The organism is Microbispora sp. H10885, from assembly GCF_014161415.1.
Lineage (GTDB): Bacteria > Actinomycetota > Actinomycetes > Streptosporangiales > Streptosporangiaceae > Microbispora > Microbispora triticiradicis.
In genome coordinates, this window is record NZ_JABBWY010000013.1 from 167,442 (window position 1) to 190,639 (window position 23,198).

At 71.0% G+C, this 23,198-nt stretch carries 23 protein-coding genes; 8 read left to right on the plus strand and 15 right to left on the minus strand.

Annotation, left to right across the window (positions count from 1 at the left end; all coding sequences use genetic code 11):
* The first annotated feature begins 23 nt into the window (after window positions 1-23).
* Together HHX37_RS30795 and HHX37_RS30800 are read left to right on the plus strand one after the other, a co-directional pair.
* Complete coding sequence (locus HHX37_RS30795) at window positions 24-1,706, plus strand: RNA polymerase sigma factor (RefSeq protein WP_310740609.1); 1,683 nt, start codon at window positions 24-26, stop codon at window positions 1,704-1,706.
* A 156-nt stretch (window positions 1,707-1,862) separates the two neighbouring features.
* Window positions 1,863-2,783, plus strand: a complete 921-nt coding sequence (locus HHX37_RS30800; protein ID WP_259403979.1) for a hypothetical protein — start codon at window positions 1,863-1,865, stop codon at window positions 2,781-2,783.
* Window position 2,784: 1 nt separating this feature from the next.
* On the opposite strand, the gene HHX37_RS30805 is transcribed toward HHX37_RS30800, so the two are convergent.
* Entirely contained in the window at window positions 2,785-3,534 is a 750-nt protein-coding gene (locus HHX37_RS30805; RefSeq protein WP_182887685.1) for a YaaA family protein, read from the minus strand.
* 72 nt (window positions 3,535-3,606) lie between these two features.
* A complete protein-coding gene (gene aceE, locus HHX37_RS30810; RefSeq protein WP_182887686.1) occupies window positions 3,607-6,063 on the minus strand; it encodes a pyruvate dehydrogenase (acetyl-transferring), homodimeric type in 2,457 nt (818 codons plus the stop codon).
* A gap of 64 nt (window positions 6,064-6,127) precedes the next feature.
* Here aceE and HHX37_RS30815 point away from each other — a divergent pair, with 64 nt between their 5' ends.
* Window positions 6,128-6,754 carry a GntR family transcriptional regulator gene (locus HHX37_RS30815; RefSeq protein WP_310740610.1) on the plus strand — a complete coding sequence of 209 codons (627 nt, stop codon included), beginning with the start codon at window positions 6,128-6,130 and terminating at the stop codon, window positions 6,752-6,754.
* Here the strand turns inward: HHX37_RS30815 and HHX37_RS30820 are convergent.
* The 3 genes from HHX37_RS30820 to HHX37_RS30830 are packed head-to-tail and all read right to left on the minus strand — an operon-like array spanning window position 6,751 to window position 9,936.
* Window positions 6,751-7,671: a carbohydrate ABC transporter permease gene (locus tag HHX37_RS30820; protein ID WP_182882901.1), complete on the minus strand. Its 921-nt coding sequence runs from the start codon at window positions 7,669-7,671 to the stop codon at window positions 6,751-6,753. The genes HHX37_RS30815 and HHX37_RS30820 overlap by 4 nt on opposite strands.
* Window positions 7,668-8,600: a carbohydrate ABC transporter permease gene (locus HHX37_RS30825; RefSeq protein ID WP_182887687.1), complete on the minus strand. Its 933-nt coding sequence runs from the start codon at window positions 8,598-8,600 to the stop codon at window positions 7,668-7,670. The genes HHX37_RS30820 and HHX37_RS30825 overlap by 4 nt, the downstream gene beginning before the upstream one ends.
* A 4-nt stretch (window positions 8,601-8,604) precedes the next feature.
* Window positions 8,605-9,936, minus strand: a complete 1,332-nt coding sequence (locus HHX37_RS30830) for an extracellular solute-binding protein (protein ID WP_182887688.1) — start codon at window positions 9,934-9,936, stop codon at window positions 8,605-8,607.
* A 136-nt stretch (window positions 9,937-10,072) separates the two neighbouring features.
* Here HHX37_RS30830 and HHX37_RS30835 point away from each other — a divergent pair, with 136 nt between their 5' ends.
* Complete coding sequence (locus tag HHX37_RS30835; RefSeq protein ID WP_182887689.1) at window positions 10,073-10,843, plus strand: GNAT family N-acetyltransferase; 771 nt, start codon at window positions 10,073-10,075, stop codon at window positions 10,841-10,843.
* 119 nt (window positions 10,844-10,962) lie between these two features.
* Here the strand turns inward: HHX37_RS30835 and HHX37_RS30840 are convergent, their stop codons facing one another.
* Entirely contained in the window at window positions 10,963-11,193 is a 231-nt protein-coding gene (locus tag HHX37_RS30840; RefSeq protein WP_117410085.1) for a hypothetical protein, read from the minus strand.
* 246 nt (window positions 11,194-11,439) lie between these two features.
* Between HHX37_RS30840 and HHX37_RS30845 the strand changes: the two genes are divergently transcribed.
* A complete protein-coding gene (locus HHX37_RS30845; RefSeq protein WP_182876525.1) occupies window positions 11,440-13,512 on the plus strand; it encodes a DNA gyrase/topoisomerase IV subunit B in 2,073 nt (690 codons plus the stop codon).
* 38 nt (window positions 13,513-13,550) lie between these two features.
* Here the strand turns inward: HHX37_RS30845 and HHX37_RS30850 are convergent, their stop codons facing one another.
* From HHX37_RS30850 to HHX37_RS30870, 5 genes are all read right to left on the minus strand, one after another.
* Window positions 13,551-13,832: a hypothetical protein gene (locus HHX37_RS30850; RefSeq protein WP_182887690.1), complete on the minus strand. Its 282-nt coding sequence runs from the start codon at window positions 13,830-13,832 to the stop codon at window positions 13,551-13,553.
* Between the two features lie 131 nt (window positions 13,833-13,963).
* On the minus strand, window positions 13,964-14,458 hold the full coding sequence (locus tag HHX37_RS30855; RefSeq protein WP_117410088.1) for a beta-class carbonic anhydrase: 495 nt from the start codon (window positions 14,456-14,458) through the stop codon (window positions 13,964-13,966).
* Window positions 14,459-14,607: 149 nt separating this feature from the next.
* Window positions 14,608-14,931 carry a hypothetical protein gene (locus HHX37_RS30860; RefSeq protein WP_117410089.1) on the minus strand — a complete coding sequence of 108 codons (324 nt, stop codon included), beginning with the start codon at window positions 14,929-14,931 and terminating at the stop codon, window positions 14,608-14,610.
* 31 nt (window positions 14,932-14,962) lie between these two features.
* Complete coding sequence (locus tag HHX37_RS30865; RefSeq protein ID WP_182876521.1) at window positions 14,963-15,973, minus strand: SPFH domain-containing protein; 1,011 nt, start codon at window positions 15,971-15,973, stop codon at window positions 14,963-14,965.
* 120 nt (window positions 15,974-16,093) lie between these two features.
* Window positions 16,094-16,594, minus strand: a complete 501-nt coding sequence (locus HHX37_RS30870; RefSeq protein ID WP_182876520.1) for a beta-class carbonic anhydrase — start codon at window positions 16,592-16,594, stop codon at window positions 16,094-16,096.
* Window positions 16,595-16,729: 135 nt separating this feature from the next.
* Here HHX37_RS30870 and HHX37_RS30875 point away from each other — a divergent pair, with 135 nt between their 5' ends.
* Window positions 16,730-17,107, plus strand: coding sequence for a VOC family protein (locus HHX37_RS30875; protein WP_182882897.1), 378 nt, complete (start codon window positions 16,730-16,732; stop codon window positions 17,105-17,107).
* A 4-nt stretch (window positions 17,108-17,111) separates the two neighbouring features.
* Here HHX37_RS30875 and HHX37_RS30880 read toward each other — a convergent pair whose 3' ends face one another.
* Together HHX37_RS30880 and HHX37_RS30885 are read right to left on the minus strand one after the other, a co-directional pair.
* Window positions 17,112-17,399 (minus strand): DUF3817 domain-containing protein, encoded by a 288-nt coding sequence (locus HHX37_RS30880; protein ID WP_182882896.1) that lies wholly within the window; start codon window positions 17,397-17,399, stop codon window positions 17,112-17,114.
* 2 nt (window positions 17,400-17,401) lie between these two features.
* Window positions 17,402-17,884, minus strand: a complete 483-nt coding sequence (locus HHX37_RS30885; RefSeq protein ID WP_182887691.1) for a hypothetical protein — start codon at window positions 17,882-17,884, stop codon at window positions 17,402-17,404.
* 253 nt (window positions 17,885-18,137) lie between these two features.
* On the opposite strand from HHX37_RS30885, the gene HHX37_RS30890 reads away from it, so the two are divergent.
* On the plus strand, window positions 18,138-19,094 hold the full coding sequence (locus HHX37_RS30890; protein WP_310740611.1) for a GlxA family transcriptional regulator: 957 nt from the start codon (window positions 18,138-18,140) through the stop codon (window positions 19,092-19,094).
* A 36-nt stretch (window positions 19,095-19,130) separates the two neighbouring features.
* Here the strand turns inward: HHX37_RS30890 and HHX37_RS30895 are convergent, their stop codons facing one another.
* Together HHX37_RS30895 and HHX37_RS30900 are read right to left on the minus strand one after the other, a co-directional pair.
* Window positions 19,131-21,659 carry a DNA gyrase/topoisomerase IV subunit A gene (locus tag HHX37_RS30895; protein ID WP_138462562.1) on the minus strand — a complete coding sequence of 843 codons (2,529 nt, stop codon included), beginning with the start codon at window positions 21,657-21,659 and terminating at the stop codon, window positions 19,131-19,133.
* Between the two features lie 270 nt (window positions 21,660-21,929).
* The gene (locus HHX37_RS30900; protein ID WP_182876514.1) at window positions 21,930-22,502 is read right to left on the minus strand and encodes a GNAT family N-acetyltransferase; all 573 of its coding nucleotides are present in this window, start codon (window positions 22,500-22,502) and stop codon (window positions 21,930-21,932) included.
* 173 nt (window positions 22,503-22,675) lie between these two features.
* On the opposite strand from HHX37_RS30900, the gene HHX37_RS30905 reads away from it, so the two are divergent.
* Window positions 22,676-23,152, plus strand: a complete 477-nt coding sequence (locus tag HHX37_RS30905; RefSeq protein WP_182887693.1) for an ester cyclase — start codon at window positions 22,676-22,678, stop codon at window positions 23,150-23,152.
* The last annotated feature ends 46 nt before the right edge of the window (window positions 23,153-23,198 follow it).

Here is a 23,198-nt window from a genome sequence, read left to right on the forward strand (position 1 = left end):
ATGCGTTCGTTCGAGAGGTGTTCGTGTCGCCTGCAAGTTCGACTCGCTCGAAGCCGTCGGAGCTGAACGAGCCAGTGATTCAGCAGCTCCTCGAGCGTGGGCGCTCGCAGGGTTTCCTCGAGTCCGAGGATGTCCGCAAGGCCTTCGAGGAAGCGGACATCCCGATGTCGCAAGCCGCTGGATTCCTGCGAAGCCTCAGCAAGGAGGGCGTGACCGTCGTGGTGACGGCCGCCGACTCCGCGGCTCCCAAGCGTTCTCGAGGTCAAGCCAAGCGCCGCACCACCGCGCCCGTCAAGAAGACCACCAAGTCCGCGGCGGCCAAGGAGTCGCAGCCGGAGACCGTCACCGCCGTGGTGACCGACTCCGCGCCGGCCGCCAAGCCCGCCCCCGCCAAGCCGGCGGCGAAGAAGGCCGCCCCGGCCAAGCCCGCCGCGGCGGCAGCCAAGCCCGCCCCGCCCAAGAAGGCCGCGCCCACGGCAACCCCGGCGGCCCCCGCCGCCGGTCCCGAGGGCAAGGCGCCCAAGGCCGATTCCAAGCCCAAGTCCGCCGACGTCGCCGAGGACGAGGAGGACATCGACCTCGAAGGTGACGTCGACATCGAGGACTTCGAGCTGGACGTCGAGGACGTCGAGATCGAGTCCGAGGCGGAGACCGAGGAGACCGAGGCCGAGACCGAGGCCGAGACCGAGGGCGAGGAGCCCAAGGCCGAGGCGCTCGTGCAGTCCGAGGACGAGGTGCTGATCCTCACCGACGACGATGACGACGCGCCGGTCGCGCAGGTCGCGGCGGCCGGCGCCACCGCCGACCCGGTGAAGGACTACCTCAAGCAGATCGGCAAGGTGCCCCTGCTCAACGCCGAGCAGGAGGTCGAGCTCGCCAAGCGGATCGAGGCCGGCCTGTTCGCGGAGGAGCAGCTCGCCCAGGAGGCCGACAACCTCCCGGTCGACGTCCGCGCCGAGCTGGAGTGGATCGCCGAGGACGGCCACCGCGCCAAGAACCACCTGCTGGAGGCCAACCTCCGCCTGGTCGTGTCGCTGGCCAAGCGGTACACCGGGCGCGGCATGCTGTTCCTGGACCTGATCCAGGAGGGCAACCTGGGCCTGATCCGCGCGGTCGAGAAGTTCGACTACACCAAGGGCTACAAGTTCTCCACGTACGCCACGTGGTGGATCCGGCAGGCGATCACCAGGGCCATGGCCGACCAGGCGCGGACCATCCGCATCCCGGTCCACATGGTCGAGGTGATCAACAAGCTGGCCCGGGTCCAGCGGCAGATGCTGCAGGACCTCGGCCGCGAGCCCACGCCCGAGGAGCTGGCCCGCGAGCTCGACATGACCCCTGAGAAGGTCATCGAGGTGCAGAAGTACGGCCGCGAGCCGATCTCCCTGCACACGCCGCTGGGCGAGGAGGGTGACAGCGAGTTCGGCGACCTCATCGAGGACTCCGAGGCCATCGTCCCGGCCGACGCGGTCAGCTTCACGCTGCTGCAGGAGCAGCTGCACTCCGTTCTCGACACGCTGTCGGAGCGGGAGGCGGGCGTGGTGTCGATGCGGTTCGGCCTCACCGACGGGCAGCCGAAAACCCTCGACGAGATCGGGAAGGTCTACGGCGTGACCCGCGAGCGGATCCGCCAGATCGAGTCGAAGACGATGTCCAAGCTGCGCCACCCGTCCCGGTCCCAGGTGCTGCGCGACTACCTCGACTGAGACACGAGTCGATCGTCCTTCGGCCCCGCGGGGAAGGCCGGGGGACGATTAACTTTTCCGTAACATCCTGGTAGCACCACGGGCACGCTGTCGCTCCTAGGCTCGCGCCTCATGGGAGTGATCGAAGTGGATCGGGCGCGTGCTCGGGGGCCACGAATGATCCCGGACCGCCCGTGGGCGGACACCATCCTCGACGAGGCGGTCGAATCCGCCCGGCGGGGAGACATCGGACCGGCGATCGCCGCTCTCGCCACGAGCAGAGGCGACCCGGAGGTACGGTCACTTCGGGTGGAGGCGCTGTCGCGCGCCCTCGTCGGCGCGAGCCGGTCCGTCGAGGCGCCGCTCGCCTACGACCAGGGCAACCCCGACCTCTGGCTGTGGCTGGGGCGGACCCGGCTGGAGGAAGCCTGGGAACTGCGGCCCGACGTGCGGGCCAGAGCCGTGCAGGCGGACCGGCTGCACGCCTACCAGTCGGCGATGGAGGGCGCGAGACAGCCGCTGCTGGCCGCGGCGGCCCTCGCTCCCGGTGACCCGGTGCCGTGGGAGTGCCTGATGTGGCTGGCCGTCGGGCTGGACCGGCCGCGGACCGACAAGGACGCGGTCTGGCACGAGTGCTCCAGGCGGTGGCCGTCGCTCTACTCGGCGGCGGTGGCCCGCCTGATCACCCTGTCGCCGGGCTGGGGCGGCTCCGCCCAGGAGACGCTCGCCTTCGCCCGCTCGGCAGCCGCGCACGCCCCCGAGGGCAGCCCGCTCCCGGCTCTGGTGCCGCTGGCCCACTTCGAGATCATCGCCGCGGGCCGGACGCCGATGTCCCGGGGAGGATGGTTCCCCTTCGAGGCGCAGCGCGAGATCGTCTCGGCCGCCGGGCACTGGTCGGAGCGGCGGCTCGGCGGCGCGCATCCCCGGTCGATCGAGGCGCACAACGCCTTCGGCGCCGCCTTCTTCCTGGCGGACCTGCGCCGTCCGGCACGCGCGCACCTCAGCAGGACCGGCGGCCGCTTCAGCCGCCTGCCCTGGTCACATCTCGGCGATCCCGGTCAGCAGTACCGCCGGGCCTGCGCCCGGCTCAACCTCTGACTCACTCGTCCACGATCACGTCGAGGGTCCGCGGCCGGTTCCCTCCGGCGGGCGCGGCCAGCTCGACCCGGTGCCCCAGACTCGCCAGCAGGTCGGCAAGGTCGCCGGCCGTACGCGGCCGGTCCGGGGTCTCCACCAGCGAGCGGGCGACCACGCCGCGTGTGGCCTTCGCCATGTGGCTGACGACCGTCCGCTTCCCGGCCGCCTCCCTGAGCACCCGCACGGCCACGCCGCGATCGCCGGGCTGCCAGGCGGCGGCGTACGTCGCCGACCGCATGTCCACCACCAGGCCCTTCGTCGCGTCGAGCACCGCACTGATCGACGGCCGCCAGAACGCGGCCAGACCGCCCATCGGCGGCAGCCGTACGCCCATGGACAGCCGGTACGGCGGCACGCGGTCGGAGGGGCGCAGCAGGCCCCACAGGCCGGAGAAGACGACGATCCTCCGGTCGGCCCGCCGCCGCGCCTCGGGGGAGAGGGTGCCGAGACCGAGGTTGTCGTACAGCACGCCCGTGTAGAGGTCGGCGACGGGCAGCGTGCGCGCCGCGGGGAGCCCCCGGTTGCGCTCGATCTCACCGGCCTGCCCGTCCGACAGGCCCAGCACGTCGCGCGCCTCGGGCGTGTGGCAGAGCGACACGAGGGCGTCGAGGACCTTCTCGCGCGGGCCGGCGAGTTCGGGGAAGCTCAGCCGGCGGACGCGGGAGGTCCCCCGCTCGGCCTTCCCCTCCGACGGAGGCAGCAGGATGAGCACGATTCCGCAGCTTACTGCGCCCCCACCGGAGAGGTTCCCGCTCGGGGCACTGTCTCGGAGGGATGGGTCCCCTCACTCCCGCCCGGTCTCCACCGCCTTGAGCACGGCCTCCGCGATCGAGCGCGGATCCACCCCGAAATGCCTGCGGACCGCCTCGCGGGTGCCCGACAGCCCGAACCCGTCGGTGCCGAGCGAGGTCCACGGCCGGTCGATCCAGGGGCTGATCTGGTCCGGCACCGCGCGCATCCAGTCGCTGACCGCGATCACCGGCCCCGAGGTCCCGGCCAGGGCCTGCCGGATGTAGGGCACACCCGTCGTGGTCATGGCGTCGCGGCGAAGCTCGCTCCAGGAGGTGACGGACCACACGTCCACGCCCACGCCGTACTCCTCCCGGAGCAGGCGCTGTGCGTCCATGGCCCAGTGGACCGCGGTGCCGCTGGCCAGCAGGTGAGCGTCACCGCCGCCGGCGGCGTACCGGTAGATGCCCCGGAGGATGCCCTCCTCGGATCCCTCGGGCATCGGAGGCTGGGGCTGCGGCTCGTTGTAGACGGTCAGGTAGTAGAACACGTCCTCGCCGTCGGGGCCGTACATGCGCCGGAGCCCCTCACGCACGATCGTCCCCACCTCGTACGCGAAGGCGGGATCGTAGGCCAGGCACGCGGGGTTGGCGGAGGCGAGGAGCTGCGAGTGGCCGTCGGCGTGCTGCAGGCCCTCCCCGGTCATCGTGGTCCGGCCGGCGGTCGCGCCGACGAGGAACCCACGGCCGAGCTGGTCGGCCAGCGCCCACATCTGGTCGCCGGTGCGCTGCCAGCCGAACATCGAGTAGAAGATGTAGAAGGGGATCATGACCTCGCCGTGGGTGGCGTAGCTGGAGGCCGCGGCCGTGAACGACGCCATCGACCCGGCCTCGGTGATGCCTTCCAGCAGGATCTGCCCGTCGGCCGCCTCCTTGTACGACAGCAGCAGGTCCCGGTCCACGGGCTCGTAGCGCTGGCCCAGGGGCGAGTAGATCTTGGCCGTGGGGAACAGCGACTCCATGCCGAACGTCCTGGCCTCGTCCGGCACGATCGGCACCCAGCGGCGTCCCGTCTCCGGCTCCTTCATCAGGTCCTTGACGAGGCGGACGAAGGCCATCGTCGTCGCCACCGGCTGTTTCGAGCCCTTCTCCAGGGCCCGGAACGCCGTCTCGCCCGGCGCCGGCAGCGGGGCGTGGGAGACCGTGCGGCGTGGGACGGGCCCGCCCAGGTCGCGGCGCCGCTCGGCGGCGTACCTCGCCTCCGGCGAGTCCGGCCCGGGATGCAGGTACGGCGGCAGGTCGCCGTCGAGGGCCTCGTCCGGCACCGGCAGCCCGAGCCGGTCGCGCAGGGCGCGGAACTCGTCCTGGGTCAGCTTCTTCATCTGGTGGTTGGCGTTGCGCGCCTCGATCCCCGTGCCGAGGGTCCAGCCCTTCACCGTCTGCACGAGGATCACCGTGGGCGCGCCCCGGTTGTCCAGGGCCCTGCGGTAGGCCGCGTACACCTTGCGAGGCTCGTGGCCCGCCCGCGAGCCGCCGACGACGCGCCGCAGGTCCTCGTCCGAGTAGGGCACGTCCAGTCCCTGGAACAGCCGCTCCCTGATGTAGGAGCCCGTCGAGGCGGCGAACGTCTGGAACTGCCCGTCCGGCACCTCGCCCAGCCGGGCCACCAGCTCGTCCGAGCCCAGCAGCCCGTCCCATTCCCGGCCCCACAGCGCCTTGACGACGTGCCAGCCCGCGCCCCTGAAGACGCTCTCCAGCTCCTGCACTATGCGCGTGTTGCCCCGCACCGGCCCGTCGAGCCGCTGGAGGTTGCAGTTGATCACGAACGTGAGGTTGTCGAGCCCTTCGCGGGCGGCCAGGGTGAGGGCGGCCGTGGACTCCGGCTCGTCCATCTCGCCGTCGCCCAGGAAGGCCCACACGTGGCTGCGTGAGGTGTCCTTGACGCCGCGGTTGTGCAGATAGCGGTTGAACCTGGCCTGGTAGATCGCGTTGAGCGGCCCGAGCCCCATGGAGACGGTGGGGAACTGCCAGAAGTCCGGCATGGACCGGGGATGCGGGTACGACGGCAGCCCGCCCTCGGGCTCGCGCCTGAACAGGTCGAGCTGGGACTCGCTCAGCCTGCCCTCCAGGAAGGCCCGGGCGTAGACGCCCGGGGAGGCGTGGCCCTGGAAGTAGACCTGGTCGTGGCCGGCGTGGAAGAAGTGGTTGAAGCCCACCTCGTACAGCCAGGCGGCCGAGGCGTAGGTCGCCAGGTGGCCGCCGAGCCCCAGCCGGCTTCCCCTGGTGATCATCGCTGCGGCGTTCCACCGGTCGTACGCGGCGATGCGTGCCTCCAGCTCCAGGTCGCCCGGGTAGACGGGCTCCTCGGAGGTCGGCACGGTGTTGAGGTAGCGGGTGGTCGTGGCCAGCCGCCTCAGCAGGTAGTCGGCCCGTTCGGGACCGGCCACACGGCGCACCGCCTCAAGGGATTCGAGCCATTCGGCGGTCTCCTGGGGATTCAGGTCTGCGTCCATGAATCCATTAAACACCCTATGATCGATCATAGGATGTATCCCCCGGCCGCCTATCATCGGTCTCGTGGAACCCGTCGTGCGGTCGCCGCTTCGCGACCAGATCCGGCAAGCCGTGCTCGACGGCCTGATCAACGGCCGATGGAAGCCAGGCGACCGCCTCGTCGAGCGGCGCATGGCCGCCGAGTTGAGCGTCAGCCAGGCGCCGGTGCGCGAGGCGTTGCGCGAACTGGAGGCCCTCAGGCTCATCGAGTCGGCGCCCAACAAGGGCGCGTGGGTCCGCAGGCTCACCCGGAGCGATCTGCGCGAGGTGTACCAGGTGCGGGCGGGCCTGGAGGAGACCGCCGTCCGGCTGGGCACGCCCCGCGTGGAGTCGCTGCGTACGCATCTGCGCCGCCTGCACGACGCGGCGGACACCGGTTCCCTGCACGACCAGGTGCGGCACGGCGTCGCCTTCCACCGGGAGATCGTGAAAGCCTCGGGCAACGCGGTGCTGCTGTCGGTGTGGGAGTCGCTCGGCATCGAGGTGTGGACCCACCTGTCGATCCGCCTCTTCCGGATGCGCCCGCACGAGAACGCCGCCGACCACGAACCTCTCGTGGAGGCGTTCGAGCGGGGCGACCCCGAGGTGGGTGTCCTGCTCCGCGAGCACGTGCTCGGCTACGCCCCGGCCGAGCCCGGGGAAACGACCTAGCCTTTCTGGCCGGTCGTGGCGATGCCCTGCACGAAGTACCGCTGCCCGGCGAAGAAGATGACGACCAGCGGCAGAGTGGTGATCACACTGGCGGCCAGGACGATCTCCCACTTGGGGTCGCCGCCCTGGTAGAACTGGTCGACCACGGCCTTGAGCCCGCGCGGCAGCGTGAACAGCGCGGGGTCCTGGAGGTAGATCAGCGGCTTCATCAGATCGAACCAGCTCGCCTTGAGCTCGAAGATGAACGCGATGATCAGGGCCGGACGGCCGAGGGGCAGCGCGATCCGCCGGAACAGGTCGAGGTAGGACGCTCCGTCCACCCTGGCCGCCTCGAACACGTAGCGCGGGATGCCGAGGAAGAACTGGCGCAGCAGGAAGATGTAGAACGCCGAGCCGAACAGGTTGCCCGCCCACAGTGGCACCTGCGTGCCGGTCAGGCCGACGGTGTTCCAGATCAGGTACGTCGGCACGAGCGTGACGGCGCCCGGGAGCATCATCGTGGCGAGCACGCTGCCGAACAGCACGCCCCTCCCGGGGAAGCGGAAGTAGGCGAAGCCGAAGGCGACGAACGCACTGGAGACCGTCACGGCGAGGGCCGCCGCGACTCCCACGAACACGGTGTTGAACAGCCAGGCCAGCATGGGCGCGGCGTCCCACACGTTCGCGTAGTTCTCCGGGGCGAAGGGGTTCGGCCAGGGGACGAACGGATCGGAGAACGTGCGGTCGCGCGGCTTCAGCGATGCCACGACCAGCCACACGAACGGGTAGAGGAACACCGCCGCGGCGGCCGAGAGCATGACGAGGAAGAACGCCCCGCGGGTGCCGGCGGTGCCCGGGCGGTCGTCGCGGGCCGTCTCCCGTGCCCGTTCCGCGATCCCGGCGCGTCCCGCCCGCGTACGGCCCGCCGTCGTGGTCATCGCGTCCCTCCCGGGGGTTCGGCCTCGTAGTAGACGAGCCGGTTGCCGACCTTCACCTGCACGACCGTGATGACCGCGATGATCGCGAACAGCAGCCAGGCGAGCGCCGCGGCGTAGCCCATGTGCAGGAACTGGAACCCCTGCTGGAACAGGTAGACGACGTAGAACAGGGCCGCGTCGCCGTAGGAGTTCTGAGCGGTCTGGTTGCCGAAGAACATCGTGTAGACCTGGTCGAACATCTGCAGTGCCGCGATGGTGTTGATGATCACCACGAAGAACAGCGCGGAGCTGATCATCGGGAGGGTGACCGAGCGGAACCGCTGCCAGGGACCCGCGCCGTCGATCATCGCGGCCTCGTACAGGTCGCGCGGCACGTTGCGCAGGGCGGCGAACAGGATGATCGTCGTCGAGCCGAGGTTCCACAGCGACATCAGCACGACGCCGGGCTTGACCCACGCGGGATCGGTCGTCCACTGCGGTCCGTCCACGCCGAACAGCCCGAGGAACTGGTTGACCAGTCCCGCCTGGCCGTTCAGCAGGAACAGGAACAGCACGCCCACCGCGACGTACGGCGTCATCGACGGCAGGTAGAAGGCGGTGCGGAAGAACCCGGCGGCCCGGCCGGTGACGCGGTTGAGCATCAGCGCGAGCGCGAGAGAGACCACCAGGGCCAGCGGCACGTGCAGGACGGTGTAGAAGGCCGTGTTGCCGATGGCCGTGGCGACCTTCGGGTCCTCCAGCATCTCGGCGTAGTTGCCGAGGCCGACGAAACGCGGGCTGGAGATCAGGTCGTAGTCGGTCAGGGACAGCACCAGACTGGCGACCATGGGTCCGGCCTGGAAGATCACCAAGCCGAGCAGCCACGGCAGCAGGAACACATAGGCCCAGCGCGCCTCCCGACGCGCCAGTCCGGACAGCGGGCGTGCCATGCGCTCAGCCCGCCGCGGCCTGGAGGGCCTTGACGGCCTCCTGATGCGCCTGGGAGAGGGCGGCCTTCGCGTCCTGGCGACCCTGCATCACCCGGGTCGCCGCGTCGATCCAGGCGGTGCGGAACTCCGCCGCGGCGGGTGACTGCGGGACGACGAACCCCTTTTCCTGCACGTCCAGGATCGTCTTGGTCGCGTCGTCGTACGGCTTGTGCCCGCTGGGCTTCACGATCTGCGAGAAGATCGCCTGGTCGGCCTTGGCGTTGGCGGTGAAGGTGCCCGGGTAGGGCCTGCCCTCCTGCGCCCGCTTGGCCGCCCGCGCCTTCGCCGCCGCGATCCAGGTGTCGGCCGAGGTCATCGTCTTGATCCACTGGCAGGCCACGTCCGGGTGCTTCGCCCCCCTGGGAATGACCCACCCGTTGCCGCCGACCATGGTGAGGGGGTTGCCCCGCCTGTCCTTGAACGGCAGCACGGTGATCTTCGCGTCGGGGGAGGTACTCGCCAGGGAGGTGACCAGGAACTGCTCGGTGAGCATCATCCCGATCTGGTCCTCGGCGATCGGGTTCTTCTCGCCGAAGTAGTCGAAGGTGTCGGTGAACGCCTTGAGCCTGGTCCAGCCGCCCTGGTCCTTCAGCAGCCCCTGCGCGTAGCCGAGCGCCTCGGCGACCTTCGGGTCGTCCAGCCGGGAGGTCCTCCCGTCCGCCGACAGCAGGTCGGCGCCGTTGGCCTTGGCCCACAGGGGGAGGAACTCCGGCAGCTTCGGGTAGAAGCCGAAGCGCCGGATCTTGCCGCCGGAGACCTTGTTCATCCTCTTCGCCAGCGCGGCCAGGGCGTCCCAGTCAGAGGTGTCGATGCTCTCCGGGTCGGCCCCCGCCTCCTTGGCGGCCTTGTCGTTCACCAGCAGGATGATCGAGGTGTAGAACTCCGGCACGGCGTACCACTTGCCGTTCAGCTTCACCTGCTGCTGCGCGGCGGGATAGAAGTCGGACATCGGAATGCCCTCCTTGGCCACACAGTCGTCCAAGGGCTGGATCGCGCCCCTGGCGGCGTACGTGCCGATGAGCTGGCGGTCGAGGTAGACGACGTCCGGCGGGTTGCCGCTCGCCACCGCCGACAGGAACGCCTGCTCGTCGAACTGGCCCTGGTTGACGGTGAGCTTCACCTCGGGGTGCGCCTTCTTGAAGGCGTCGGCCCTGGTTGTGGCGATCTCGTCGGGGAAGCCGAAGCCCATGGTCGTCAGGGCGGCTCCGCCGCCAGGCGGCGCGCCGTTCCCGGAGCCCACGCCGCCGCACGCGGCCACCGCCAGCACCGCGGCCAGGGCGCCTGGCAGGACGACCATGCCGGTACGGCTCCTGCGTGAAGGGGACACTGCCGCTCCTTTGGGGGGCCGAAGGACAGAGGCCGGCTCCCTCTGCCCGCCAGGTCGGACCTAAACGCGAGCAGCGCAGGTCAGGGAGGCCGCTAGGCTGCGGCGGGTGAGTCGGGATCTGGCGCAGTTCGACCTGCTGGTGGACGAGGCGTGGCCGGCGCCGGGACGGGCCGCGGAGGGAAGCTGGGTCTACCGCCACGCCGGCGGGGTGACGAAGCGGGCCAACTCGGTGCTGCCGCTGGGGGAGCGGGCGGACCTGCCGGAGGCGGTGGACCGGGCCGAGCGCTTCTACGCGGGAGCCGGCCTGCCGTGCGTGTTCTCCGTGGGCATGGGCGCGACGCCGGGACTCGACGAGGAACTCGACCGCCGGGGATACCGGCTGGTGGATCCCACGCTGGTGATGACCGGGCCGCTGTCCGCCGATACGCCGGACGAGGGCGTGGTGGAGGTGGCGGGCGCGCCGTCCGAGCGGTGGCTGCGCACCTGGTGGAGCGTGGACGGCGGGCGGCACAACGCCGCCGGGGACGTCCCGGCGCGGGTGTGGGCCGAGCGGATCGTCACCGGGGTGCCCGCCGGCTACGTCCTCCTCGGCGGCGACTCGGACGGGGACGCCGACGGGAACGAGGACAGGAACGCGGTGGGCCGGGGCGTGCCGCAGGGCCGCTGGCTGGGGATCTACTGCATGGCGGTCCAGCCGCGCGCCAGGCGGCGCGGGCTGGGCGGAGCCGTGCTGCGCGCCCTCGCCGCCTGGGGACGGCGGCAAGGCGCGGACAGCGCCTACCTGGTGGTGACGGAGGCCAACGCCGCGGCCCGCGCGCTCTACGAGCGGGAGGGCTTCGGCGTGGCCGGCCGCTACCACTACCGCGTGCGGCCCTGACGGGCACCGCGGTCAGGTCAGGTACGGCATGGAGACGGACGGGGAATCTGGGAATCTATGGTGACGGCGCACCGAGCCGACGTCGTCGTCGTGCTGCTCCGGCACGCCGTCTATGGGGGTCAGCGCTCGCCGTCAGGGGCGGTCGCGGGGGATGCGGAGAGTCGGGCCGACTCGTCCTGGATCTCAGCACCTTTGCCGCGCAGTACAGCCACGTGCTGACGCCCGTGGTGGGCGCAGAACAGCAGCTCCCCGCCCACGGGCAGGGTAGCGCGGATGTAGGCCTGAGCACCGCACCGGTCACACCGGTCCAGGGCCGTCAGCGGCTTGGCGGGGGCGAGAGCTCCAGTCACGTATCGCCTTTCGGGTCGCCCCACGGATGCGGGGTCGTTGGCGTCAGTCACTTGGGACAACATCTAACCGGATGCGGGCGTTCCCAATCATGGCGCGGCTACGCCCAGAGCAGAATGCCCCTGGAAGTGACGGGGATCACAGCCGAAGTGCCGGTCAACCCGCTGTGCCTGGCAAGCTTGTACGCGTACAAACAGAAGTGGCGTTAAGCTGCGTACGCGTGTTCGATTGATAAGTGGGAGTTGGGTGTGACTGCGGTTCGCGCGGAGACGGGGTACACCGCCCGTCATCTCTCTGTGCTCGAAGGCCTCGAGGCCGTCCGCAAGCGCCCGGGGATGTACATCGGCTCCACCGACACACGCGGCCTCATGCACTGCCTGTGGGAGATCGTGGACAACGCGGTCGACGAGGCGCTGGGCGGCTTCTGCACCCGGATCGAGGTCGAACTGCACCGCGACGGGTCGATCGAGGTGCGCGACGACGGGCGCGGCATCCCCGTCGACGTCGAGCCCAAGACCGGCCTGGCCGGAGTCGAGCTGGTCTACACCAAGCTCCACGCGGGCGGCAAGTTCGGCGGCGGCTCCTACGGCGCCTCGGGCGGCCTGCACGGCGTGGGCGCCTCGGTGGTCAACGCGCTGTCCTCGCGCCTCGACGTCGAGGTCGACCGCGACGGCCGGATCCACCAGATCAGCTTCCGGCGGGGAGTGCCCGGCCTGTTCGACGGCGACGGCCCCACGGCGAAGTTCCGCAAGAAGTCCGGCCTGCGCGACGGCGGCGCCGCCCCCCGCGCGCTCACCGGCACCCGCGTGCGCTTCTGGGCCGACCGCCAGATCTTCCTGCCCGAGGCCGAGGTCTCGCTCGACGAGATCCACGTGCGGCTGCGCCAGACGGCGTTCCTGGTGCCGGGGCTCACCCTCGTCGTCCGGGACAGCCGGGGCGAGGAGCCGGCCGAGGAGACCTTCCGCTTCGACGGCGGCATCAGCGAGTTCACCGAGTTCCTCGCCCGGGACGAGGCGGTGTGCGAGGTGATGCGGCTGCAGGGCGTGGGCCATTTCCACGAGACCGTCCCCGTGCTCGACGACCAGGGCCACATGACGTCGACGGAGGTCGAGCGGGAGCTCACGGCCGACGTCGCGATCCGCTGGGGCAAGGGCTACGACACGACCGTCCGCTCCTTCGTGAACGTGATCGCCACGCCGAAGGGCGGCACCCACGTCGCCGGGTTCGAGCGGGCGCTGGTGCGCACGGTCAACGAGCAGCTCCGGGAGACCCGGCTGCTGAAGAACGGCGACGAGCCGGTCACCAAGGAGGACATCCTCGAAGGCCTGACCGCGGTCGTCACCGTGCGGGTGCCCGAGCCGCAGTTCGAGGGCCAGACCAAGGAGGTGCTCGGCACCTCGGCGGCCAGCCGGATCGTCGCCCACGTCGTCTCCCGTGAGCTCAAGGCGCTGTTCGCCAGCCCCAAGCGGGGGCAGAAGCAGCAGCTGCGCGCGGTCCTGGAGAAGGTCGTCGCCGCCGCCAAGGCCCGCATCGCCGCCCGGGAGCACCGGGACAACCAGCGGCGCAAGTCGGCCCTGGAGAACTCGGCGCTGCCCGCCAAGCTGGTCGACTGCCGCAGTGACGACGTGGACCGCAGCGAGCTGTTCATCGTGGAGGGCGACTCCGCGCTGGGCACCGCGAAGCTGGCCCGCGACTCGGAGTTCCAGGCGCTGCTGCCGATCCGCGGCAAGATCCTCAACGTGCAGAAGGCGTCGGTCGCCGACATGCTCAAGAACGCCGAGTGCGCCGCGATCATCCAGGTGGTGGGCGCGGGCTCCGGGCGTTCGTTCGACATCGCGTCGGCCCGGTACGGCAAGATCATCCTGATGGCCGACGCGGACGTGGACGGCGCGCACATCCGGTGCCTGCTGCTGACGCTCTTCCACCGGTACATGAAGCCGATGGTCGAGGCCGGGCGGGTGTTCGCCGCGGTGCCGCCGCTGCACCGCATCGAGGTCACCAACCCGGGGCGCGGTCAGGACAAGTACGTCTACACCTACAGCGACGCGGAGCTGCACAAGGTCCTGCGCGACCTGGAGCGGCGCGGCAAGCGCTGGAAGGACCCGGTGCAGCGCTACAAGGGCCTCGGCGAGATGGACGCCGACCAGCTCGCCGAGACGACGATGGACCCCCGCCACCGCGTCCTGCGCCGGGTGCGGATCGAGGACGTGGAGGAGGCCGAGCGCATCTTCAGCCTCCTCATGGGCAGCGACGTGGGCCCGCGGCGCGAGTTCATCATCGGCAGCGCCGCCGAGGTGGACCGCGACGCCATCGACGCCTGACCGGCGCCCGCCGGGGGCGCCGGGTCAGCCCCGCCCTGTCAGCAGCGCTGGGCGCTGAGGAAGTCGGCCTCCGGGAAGTAGCCCACGTTCTGGCAGAAGTAGCTCCCGGACGGGATGGTGACGGTTCCCCAGGGCCCGGTGCCCGACCCGGTGCAGCCGCTGCCGAAGATGTAGTAGCCCAGCAGGTCGGACATCAGGTACCGGGTGCCGCTCGTGCAGGTGTAGTTGGCGTCCAGGGCCGCGGCGGGCGCCGCGGTGACGCCGGTCACCAGCACGGCGGCGGCGCAGATCGTGAGCGCGCGTCTGAGCGGAGCGTTCATGGGGGGCGTCCTTTACCGGGGGAGGAGGTGCGGACCCCTGCATCCCTACCCGGCCGGCTCCGGACCGATCGGCCACGCGCTGTCCGGAAGCGGTCACTCCCCGGACGCGGCCATGACCGCCGGCGGTCGCGTCAGGGCTTGACCTCGCGCAGGCGTCCGGTCTCGACCTCGTAGACGAATCCCCGCACCGAGTCCTTGTGCGGGATGAACGGGTCGGCCGTGATCCTGTTGATCGACTGGATGACGTCCGCGTCCAGGTCGGGGAACGCCTCGGCGGCCCAGTCGGGCTTGATCCCGACCTCGGCCTCGATGTCCCGCCGGAAGCCGTCGTCGGTGAAGGTCAGCATGCCGCAGTCGGTGTGGTGGATGAGGATGATCTCCCGGGTGCCGAGCAGGCGCTGGCTGATCGCCAGGCTGCGCCGCTCGTCGGCCGTCACCACGCCGCCGGCGTTGCGGATCACGTGCGCGTCGCCTTCGCTCAGCCCGAGCAGGCCGTACGGGTTGAGCCGGGCGTCCATGCAGGCGAGGACCGCCACGCCCCGGGCGGGCGGCAGCGGCAGGTGTCCCTTGTCGAACCCGGCGGCGTACCGCTCGGCGTTGGCGAGGAGTTCGTCGGTGACGCTCATCTGGGTGCCCTTCTCGATCGCTGTCGTCGTCGACCCCCACCTTTGCCGATGATTCCTACCAAGTCAATAGGTAATATGACGGAGGGTGAGGCTCCAGCGCCTCAAGGTGACGCGCGGGAGCCTCGGGCCGTCGAGCGGGAGGCGGGGCCTCAGCCGGACTCGATCTCCAGGGTGCTGACGCGGTTGCGGGCCTCCAGCATGCCCTCCCGGTAGCGCTCGTCCCAGTCGGGATCGTCGTCGGCGATGGCGCGGACCGTCTGCCTGGTCAGTTCCACCGGGCCGTTCCTGCCGGGGGCGACCTTGCGCACCACGATCAGGGTCCAGCCGTTCTCCATGACCGTGTCGGCCTCCCAGCGGGGAGGGCCGCCCACGCTCCGCCGGGACGCCGGCCCCGACCGGCGTACGACCGCGAAGAGCAGGTAGAGGAGCACGGCGAGCACGATGAGCGTCACCGGAAGGGTCAGCAGGCGCATCGGATCACGACCCTGTCACTTGGTGGGCAGACTACTTGGTGGGCAGAGCGACGCCACCAGTATTGCCCGGCGCGTAGACCGTGATGCCCTGGGGCAGGGCCTTGAGCTTCTCGATCTCCGCGCAGGTGGGGCACTTGTTGTAGCCGTCCTGCCGGGCTTTGTTGGCGTCCGCCTCGGCGCGGGCCTGGGCGACCTTCGCCTGCGCCTCGGTGACCTTCGCGAACGCCGCCTGCGCCTGGTTCACCGCCTCCTGGACCTCTGTGGGCAGGGTCACCCGGGAGAGGTTGAAGTGGATGCCGGTGAGGTAGTCGGCGCCGAGCGTCGCCTTGAGGTCCTCGGCCAGGCTCGTGTTGACCGCGTTCTGGATCTTGGCGATGTTCGCGTTGTTGCCCTGCTGCGGCGTGCCCCCGCCCTGCTGGCTGCTGTTGTTCTGCACGAGGGCGCAGGAGGAGACGAGTTCGGCGCAGCGGAAGTTGTTGATCTGCGTGCGCAGGTCGTTGTCGATCACCGGCCGGATGATCTGGTCGAGGAACGCCGACCAGCCCTCGTCATCCTGCCAGGGGTAGTAGGTCCCGCCGTTGGTGCTGCGGAACTTCCGGGTGCCGAACTTGTCGTCGAACGACTTCAGCGTCTCGTGGTCGAGGTTCAGGCCGAAGTAGAGCGTGCCCTCGATGCCCATGTTGACGCCGTCGCCGCTCGGCACGTTCACCACGTCGACGCCGGACCTCTCGCCGTGGCCCTTGTCGGAGGTGATCGTGTAGAACCGCTGCTGGGCGGGGTAGCGGTGCATCTGCGACCACCAGCCGATCCAGGTGACCCCGGAGCCGGGGTCGATGATCTGGCGGACCTTGTTGTCGTCCAGCGGGCCGCCGTCGCGGACGACCGCCACCTCGCCGCCGCTGGTGCGCTCGAACCCCTGGAAGGCGCCGTACAGGGCCGGCACTCCGATCACGATGAGCGCGAGGATCAGGACGGTGGCGAGCCCGCGGTACGACCGGCGGGAGGCGCCGCCGGACGGGGCGGAGGGGGTGCGGCTGCGCATATGGGCTCCTGGGGGTGGAGTGGCGGAGAGGTCATATTCTCGTTCGTCGCCAGGAGAACGTCATAACCGCCATCCTGGGTTCCGTCCTCGCGCCGGCCGCACCCCCTCCGTGAGGCGGGATCAGATCTCGATGGGCTGGAGCCTCCCCGTGTGCACGTCGTACAGCGCGCCGCCGACGACGAGATCGGCGGGCAGGTACGGGCTGGACTTGATGCGGGTGATGTCGTGCCGCAGCGCCGCCGGCTGGTCGGGAACGGTCTGGAACTCCAGACTGCGGGTGTCGACGCCGTGCTGGTCGGCGATGAGGTTGTGGACGTCCTCGTCGGTCGACTTGGACATCCGGCAGTCGGTGTGGGGCATCACCAGGACCCGGTCCACGCCGAGCAGGTAGACGGCGAGGACGAGGGTCCGCAGGACGTCGTCGGTCACCCGGGCGCCCGCGTTGCGCAGGATCTTCGCGTCGCCGGCCGTGAGGCCGAGCAGTCCGAGCGGATCGATGCGGGAGTCCATGCACGTCACCACGGCGAGGCCGCGTGCGGCCCGGCCCGTGAGGCCGGAGTGCGAGAACGTGCTCGCGTACTTCTCGTTGGCGGCCAGAAGATCATCGAAAGCACCGGTCATGTGACAGATGTTGCCCGATCCCCTTTTAGCGGTCGGCGCGGGGGTAGCAGATTCCCTCTCCATATCGGCTGGTCTTTGCTCACGACACCGGTATAGGGTTTTCACTGGTGTTGCACGGAAGGAGAAACATCCCTCATGAGCGGTGTCGCGCGAATGCGCACGGTCGTGCTCGACTGTCCGGAGCCGAAGGCCCTGGCCGCCTTCTACGCGGAGGTGCTGGGCTGGAAGGTGGCGTACGAGGAGGGGGAGGAATGGGTCACGCTCGCCGGTGACGACCAGGTTCGCGTCGCCTTCCAGCGCGTCCCGGACTACCGGCCCCCGCAGTGGCCCGGCTCCGAGCACCCCCAGCAGTTCCACCTGGATCTGACCGTGGACGACATGGCCGAGGCGGAGAAGCGCGTGCTCGCCCTCGGAGCGGTCAGGCACGAGCACCAGCCGGGCGAGGAGGAGAACTGGACGGTCTACCTCGACCCGGCCGGGCACCCGTTCTGCCTGATCCCCTCGTCGGACTGACGCCTCAGCCCGGAGTGCCGGAGGCGGCCTCCTCCCGCGGCGCACGCGCGAGGCGCCGCAGGACGAGCAGGCCGCCGACGGCCGGCAGCCAGGCCAGGACCCTGCCGGTCAGGTCGCATCCGGCGTCGCGGGCGGCGGCCACGATCACGAACAGGTACGCGCAGCCGTGCAGGGGGCCGACGAGCGAGGAGACGGGCGGCAGGTGCACGGTGGCGAGGTTGGCCAGGAGGACGGCCAGAGATCCCAGCTCGACGGCGGCGGCCGCTCGCAGGGCGGAACGAGGGCGCGACATGGTCAGACTCCCGTGGTCGAGCCGGGACGGACGATCATCAGAACCGTCACGGCCGCCCACAGCAGGTTGAAGACGCCGGTCAGCATGGCGAGCCTCGCCACCTGGCGGCCGATGCCCGCGGCCGTGGGCTCCCCGGCGGTGAGCAGGGCGAGGACGGCGTCCTGGCGCGGCAGGACCCACAGGGCGAGGATCGCGGCCGCCGCGCCGGTGAGCAGGATGGACGCGATCACCCACGCGTCACGCAGCACGCCGAGGCCGCTCGCGGTGGCGAACCCGAAGACCGGGACGGCCAGGCCCACGAGGGCGTAGACGCGGCAGACGCGGTGCAGCACGCGGAGCGCGGCCAGGCCGTCGGCCTGCCCACCCGGCACCGATGCGTCCGTCACGCGCCGCGCGGCGGCGGGGAACATGCTCGCGGCCACCGCTACCGGGCCGATCGCGAGGATCGCGGCGAGGACGTGGACGGCCAGGAAGAACGCGGTCATCGTGCCCGGCCCCCGTCGGCGGACGGCGCGGGGACGTCCGGGGGATCGAACCCGTCGGACAGCACGAACTGGGCCGGCATCGGCATCGCTCCTTGTCGTCGGCGTGCGGTCACCAACCGTAGGAGCACGGCCGCCTCCGCCCCAGAGGCGAGAACGACAAAGACCAACGGATTCCCGCCAACCGCTGTCACCTGGTCGTGAACGAGCGGTCGCTGACCACGTCGCCGGCGGGAATCCGGCTATGGTGGCGATCGTGCACACCGTGGCGATCCTGGCGCTGGACCGCGTCGTGCCGTTCGACCTGGCGACCCCCATCGAGGTGTTCGGGCGCACCCGTCTGCCGGACGGCCGGCGCCCCTACCGCGTGCGGGTGTGCGGGCCCGCCCGGGAAGTGGAGACAGAGGCGTTCGCCCTGCGCGTGCCGTACGGGCTGGACGCGCTGGCCGGGGCCGACACCGTGATCGTCCCCGGCTGCTCGGAGCGGGCCGGTCCGCCCCCGCCCGAGGCGCTGGACGCGCTGCGCGACGCGGCCGCGCGCGGCACCCGCCTCGCCTCGATCTGCGTGGGCGCGTTCACGCTCGCGGCGGCCGGGCTGCTGGACGGCCTGCGGGCGACCACCCACTGGACCGCGGCGCCCGAACTCGCCCGGCGGTTCCCCCTGGTGGACGTGCGGCCGGACGTCCTGTACGTCGACAACGGGCAGGTGCTCACCTCCGCCGGCGCGGCGGCCGGACTCGACCTGTGCCTGCACATGATCCGGCGCGACCACGGGTCGGCCGTCGCGGCCGACGCCGCCCGCCTGTCGGTGATGCCGCTGGAGCGGGAGGGCGGTCAGGCCCAGTTCATCGTGCACGAGTATCCGCCGGTGCCCGGCGGTTCGCTGCTGGAGCCCGTGCTGGCGTGGATCGAGGACAACCTCGGCCGCGACCTCACCCTCCGGGAGATGGCGGTCCGCGGCGGGATGAGCGAGCGGACGTTCAGCAGACGCTTCCGGCAGCAGACCGGCACCACCCCGCTGCAGTGGCTGCTGCGGGCCCGGGTCCGGCGGGCGCAGTACCTGCTGGAGAACAGCGGCCACAGCATCGAGCGCATCGCCGCGCAGGCCGGGTTCGGGTCGCCCACCGCGTTCCGGGAGCGGTTCAAGCGGGTCGTGGGAACCACGCCGCAGGCGTACCGCTCCGCCTTCCACGGCGGCCCCGCCGTCACCTGAACGGCGGAGGCCCCGGCGGCTCTTCGCCGCCCGTGTCTATGCGAGCGGCTCTTCGCCTCCGGTGTCGCCGGTCGTGGCCATTCCGCCGTCGGTGGCGGCCTCCTCGCCGTCGCCGTCCGCGCCGAGCGCGCCGCCGATGGCTGCGATGGCGTGCACGAGCCGTACGCCCGAGCCGTCGCGGCGGCCCAGTTCGTCCGGCAGCGGCACCGGCTTGCCGGTCGAGGAAACCGCCTTGACCGGCATGGGACCGGCGTACGCGAGCAGCAGCACGTCCTCGCCCTTGAGGAAGCGCTGGGCGCGGACCCCGCCGGTCGCCCGGCCCTTCGGGGGGAAGTCGGCGTAGTCGGAGACCTTGCCCGCGCCCATCTGGGTGCCGGGCAGGGCGGTCGAGGAGCCGGCGATCGTCACGACGCGGGCCTCCAGGGCGGGATCGACGGCGCCGAAGAAGACCACCCGGGCGTCGCCCTCCAGGCGCACACCGGCCATGCCGCCGGCCGGACGGCCCTGGGGCCGTACGACGGAGGCGGGGAAGCGCAGCAGCTGCGCGTCCGAGGTGATGAAGACCAGGTCGTGATCGGCCGAGGTGAGCTCCACCGCGCCCACCACCACGTCGCCGTCCCGCAGCCCGATGACCTCGAACTCGTCGCGGTTGACCGGGTATTCGGGCACCACCCGCTTGACCACGCCCTGGCTGGTGCCGAGCGCGAGGCCCGGCCCGTCGGGGTCGAGCGAGCCGAGCCCGACGACCTTCTCGTCCGGTTCCAGGGAGACGTACTCCGACACCGGATGCCCCCCGGCCAGGGACGGCGGGTTCGCCGAGGGCGGCAGGGCGGGCAGGTCGAGCACCGAGACACGGATGACGCGGCCCTTGGAGGTGACCACGCCCACCTCGCCGCGCACGGTCGAGCGGACCACCGACACCAGCACGTCGTGCGCCGCCCGCTCGCCCTCGCCGGAGATCGGCGACGCGTCGGTCGTACGGGCGAGCAGGCCGGTGGACGACAGCATGACCAGGCAGGGGTCGTCGGGCACCTCCAGCGGCACGACGGCGGCCCTGGCGGCGTCCGACGACTCCAGCAGGACGGTGCGGCGCGGCGTGCCGTACGTCTTGGCGACCTCGGCCAGTTCGGCCGACACCACCCGGCGCAGCCGCTCCTCCGAGCCGAGGATCTCGTTCAGCTCGGCGATGTCGGCCTGGAGCTGCTCCTTCTCCCGGTCCAGCTCCAGCTTGTCGTAGCGGGTGAGGCGGCGCAGCGGGGTGTCGAGGATGTAGTTGGCCTGGATCTCGCTCAGCGCGAAGGTCTCCATGAGCCGGGCGCGGGCCTGCGCGGAGTCGTCCGACCCGCGGATCACCTGGATGACCTGGTCGATGTTGAGCAGCGCGACGATGAGGCCGTCGACCAGGTGGAGCCGCTCCTCACGCCTGCGCAGCCGGTACGCCGAGCGCCTGCGCACCACGTCGAGCCGGTGGTCCACGTAGACCGAGAGCAGCTCGCGCAGGCCCAATGTGCGCGGCTGTCCGTCGACCAGCGCGACGTTGTTGATGCCGAAGGTCTCCTCCATCGGCGTGAGCCGGTAGAGCTCCTCCAGCACGGCCTCGGGGTTGAAGCCGTTCTTGACCTCGATGACCAGGCGCAGGCCCTTGTGCCGGTCGGTCAGGTCCTTGAGGTCGGAGATGCCGGTGAGCCTCTTGGAGGTCACCAGCTCCTTGATCTTCGTCACCACCCGCTCGGGGCCGACGTTGAACGGCAGTTCGGTGACGACGATGCCCTTGCGCCTCGGGGTGACCTGCTCGACCGCCGCCTTCGCCCGCATCTTGAACGTGCCGCGCCCGGTCTCGTACGCGTCCCTGACGCCGTTCAGGCCGATGATCATGCCGCCGGTCGGCAGGTCGGGGCCGGGCACGAAGCGCATGAGCTCGTCGAGCGTCGCGGCCGGCTTCCTGATGAGATGCCGGGCCGCCGCGACGACCTCCCCGAGGTTGTGCGGGGCCATGTTGGTGGCCATGCCGACCGCGATGCCGGAGGCGCCGTTCACGAGCAGGTTGGGGAACGCCGACGGCACGACCGACGGCTCGGTCTCCTGCCCGTCGTAGTTGGGCTTGAAGTCGACCGTCTCCTCGTCGATCGACTGCACCATCAGCATCGCCGCCGGGGCGAGCCGCGCCTCCGTGTACCGCATCGCCGCCGGGGCGTCGTCGGGGGAGCCGAAGTTGCCGTGCCCGTCCACCAGGCCCAGCCGCATCGAGAACGGCTGCGCCAGCCGTACGAGCGCGTCGTAGATGGCGCCGTCGCCGTGCGGGTGGAGCTTGCCCATCACCTCGCCCACGACCCGGGAGGACTTGACGTGCCCGCGGTCGGGGCGCAGGCCCATCTCGCTCATCGAGTAGAGGATGCGCCGCTGGACGGGCTTGAGTCCGTCGCGCGCGTCGGGCAGCGCGCGCTGGTAGATCACCGAGTAGGCGTACTCAAGGAAGCTCGTCCGCATCTCGGCGGAGACGTCGATGTCGACGATCCGCTCCTCGAAGTCCTCGTCCGGCGGAGGTGTCGTCGTGCGTCGGGCCATGTGGATTCCTGCGTGTCGAGGAGCCGGGCCCCGGCCGTCGGGACCGGGGAGGGGCGAATGTCGGTCGTGAACATCGAACATTCTGCCGAGAGTTCGCCCTGTTCGCGACTCACCACCCTACTGCCGGGCCCGTGCCCTCCGTTCCGGCTTCGCCGGTGAGCCCGCGCTCGCGGCCGCCGTAGCGTGCCGGTTTCCCTGATCACGGCGGTGAGAAGGGCGCTTGCGGGATCAGCGACTCGGTGTCGGAGAGGCGGTGTCGGGAACGCGGGATCAGGTGCGGGGGCCGGCGCCGGGCCAGGGGCCGGGCGTCTCGCCCTCGTCCTCGTCGCCCGGCTCGTTCAGCTTCTCGTCGTAGACGCGGAAGCCCCGGGCCCGGTAGTTGGCCAGCGCCGCCGGGCCGTCCAGCGAGCAGGTGTGCAGCCAGACCCGCCGCGTGGGCTCCAGGCCGGGCCACCGGCTCGCGATGTCCCAGGCGCGCGCCGCCGCCTCGCCGAGCAGCCATCCGCCGAGCCCCTGCCCCATCGCGTACGGCAGGAGCCCGAAGCTGGCGATCTCGACGGCGCCGTCCCGCGCGACGAGTTCGGCGTATCCGGCGGGGGTACCGCGCGTCCAGGCCACCCAGTTCTCGACTCCCGGCCGGTCGAGCCAGTCCTTCCACTGCTTCCAGGTCCACGGCAGCCGGTTGGTCCACTGCCAGTCGCCGCCGACCGCCGTGTAGAGGAACCGGCCGAACTCGGGGCTGGGCACCTCCGCCCGGACGATCTCGGCGGGGAGCGCGGGAGTCCGGCCGGGGCGCAGGTCGGAGGGGCTGGTCTGTTCGAGATACCAGGTGGTCACGTCCATAACGGACTCATCCAACCACGTCCGGCCACGCGGCCCGCCCCTGCGCCGGCCGGCACCGTCCCCCGGCGCTTCCGTCGGTGCCGAAGGCGGGGCGAATCTTCGTGTATGTACTGTTTGTCTGGTTATAACTGGTCTTTCGGTACTCTCCCCCAGGAGAGAGAGGTGCTCCCGCGATGCACGACGTCGTGGACCGGATGCTCGACGCGATGAACGCGCACGACCTGCACGCGGTGTTGCGGTGCTACGCGCCGGGCGCGGTGGTGGTCGGACCGGAGATGGAGGCGGGGGAGCCCGGGGAGATCGGCTCCTACGTGATGCAGATGTGGAGGGGCTTCCCCGATCTGCGTTTCACGGTCTGGGAGACGATCAGCTTCGCGGACGTGGTCGCGACAGAGATGACGGCGGTGGGGACGCACACCGGGCCCTACCTGGTCGCCGGGGGCGACCTCCTCGCCCCGACCGGCCGGGGCATCAACGTGCGCGTCTCCTGGTTCTGGCATCTGAAGGACGGCCGCATCCTGAGCCAGCGCTTCTACTACGACCAGCTCCAGATCTACTCGCAGCTCGGCCTGCTGCTGCCCCTGTCCTTCGAAGACGACGACGCGGGAAGCGGCACGTCCGGAGACCGCGGCCAGGGACACGACCTCTAGTTCCCCGCCCCGCCTCCCGCCGTCCCGGCGGAAACGGTCGGCGGGA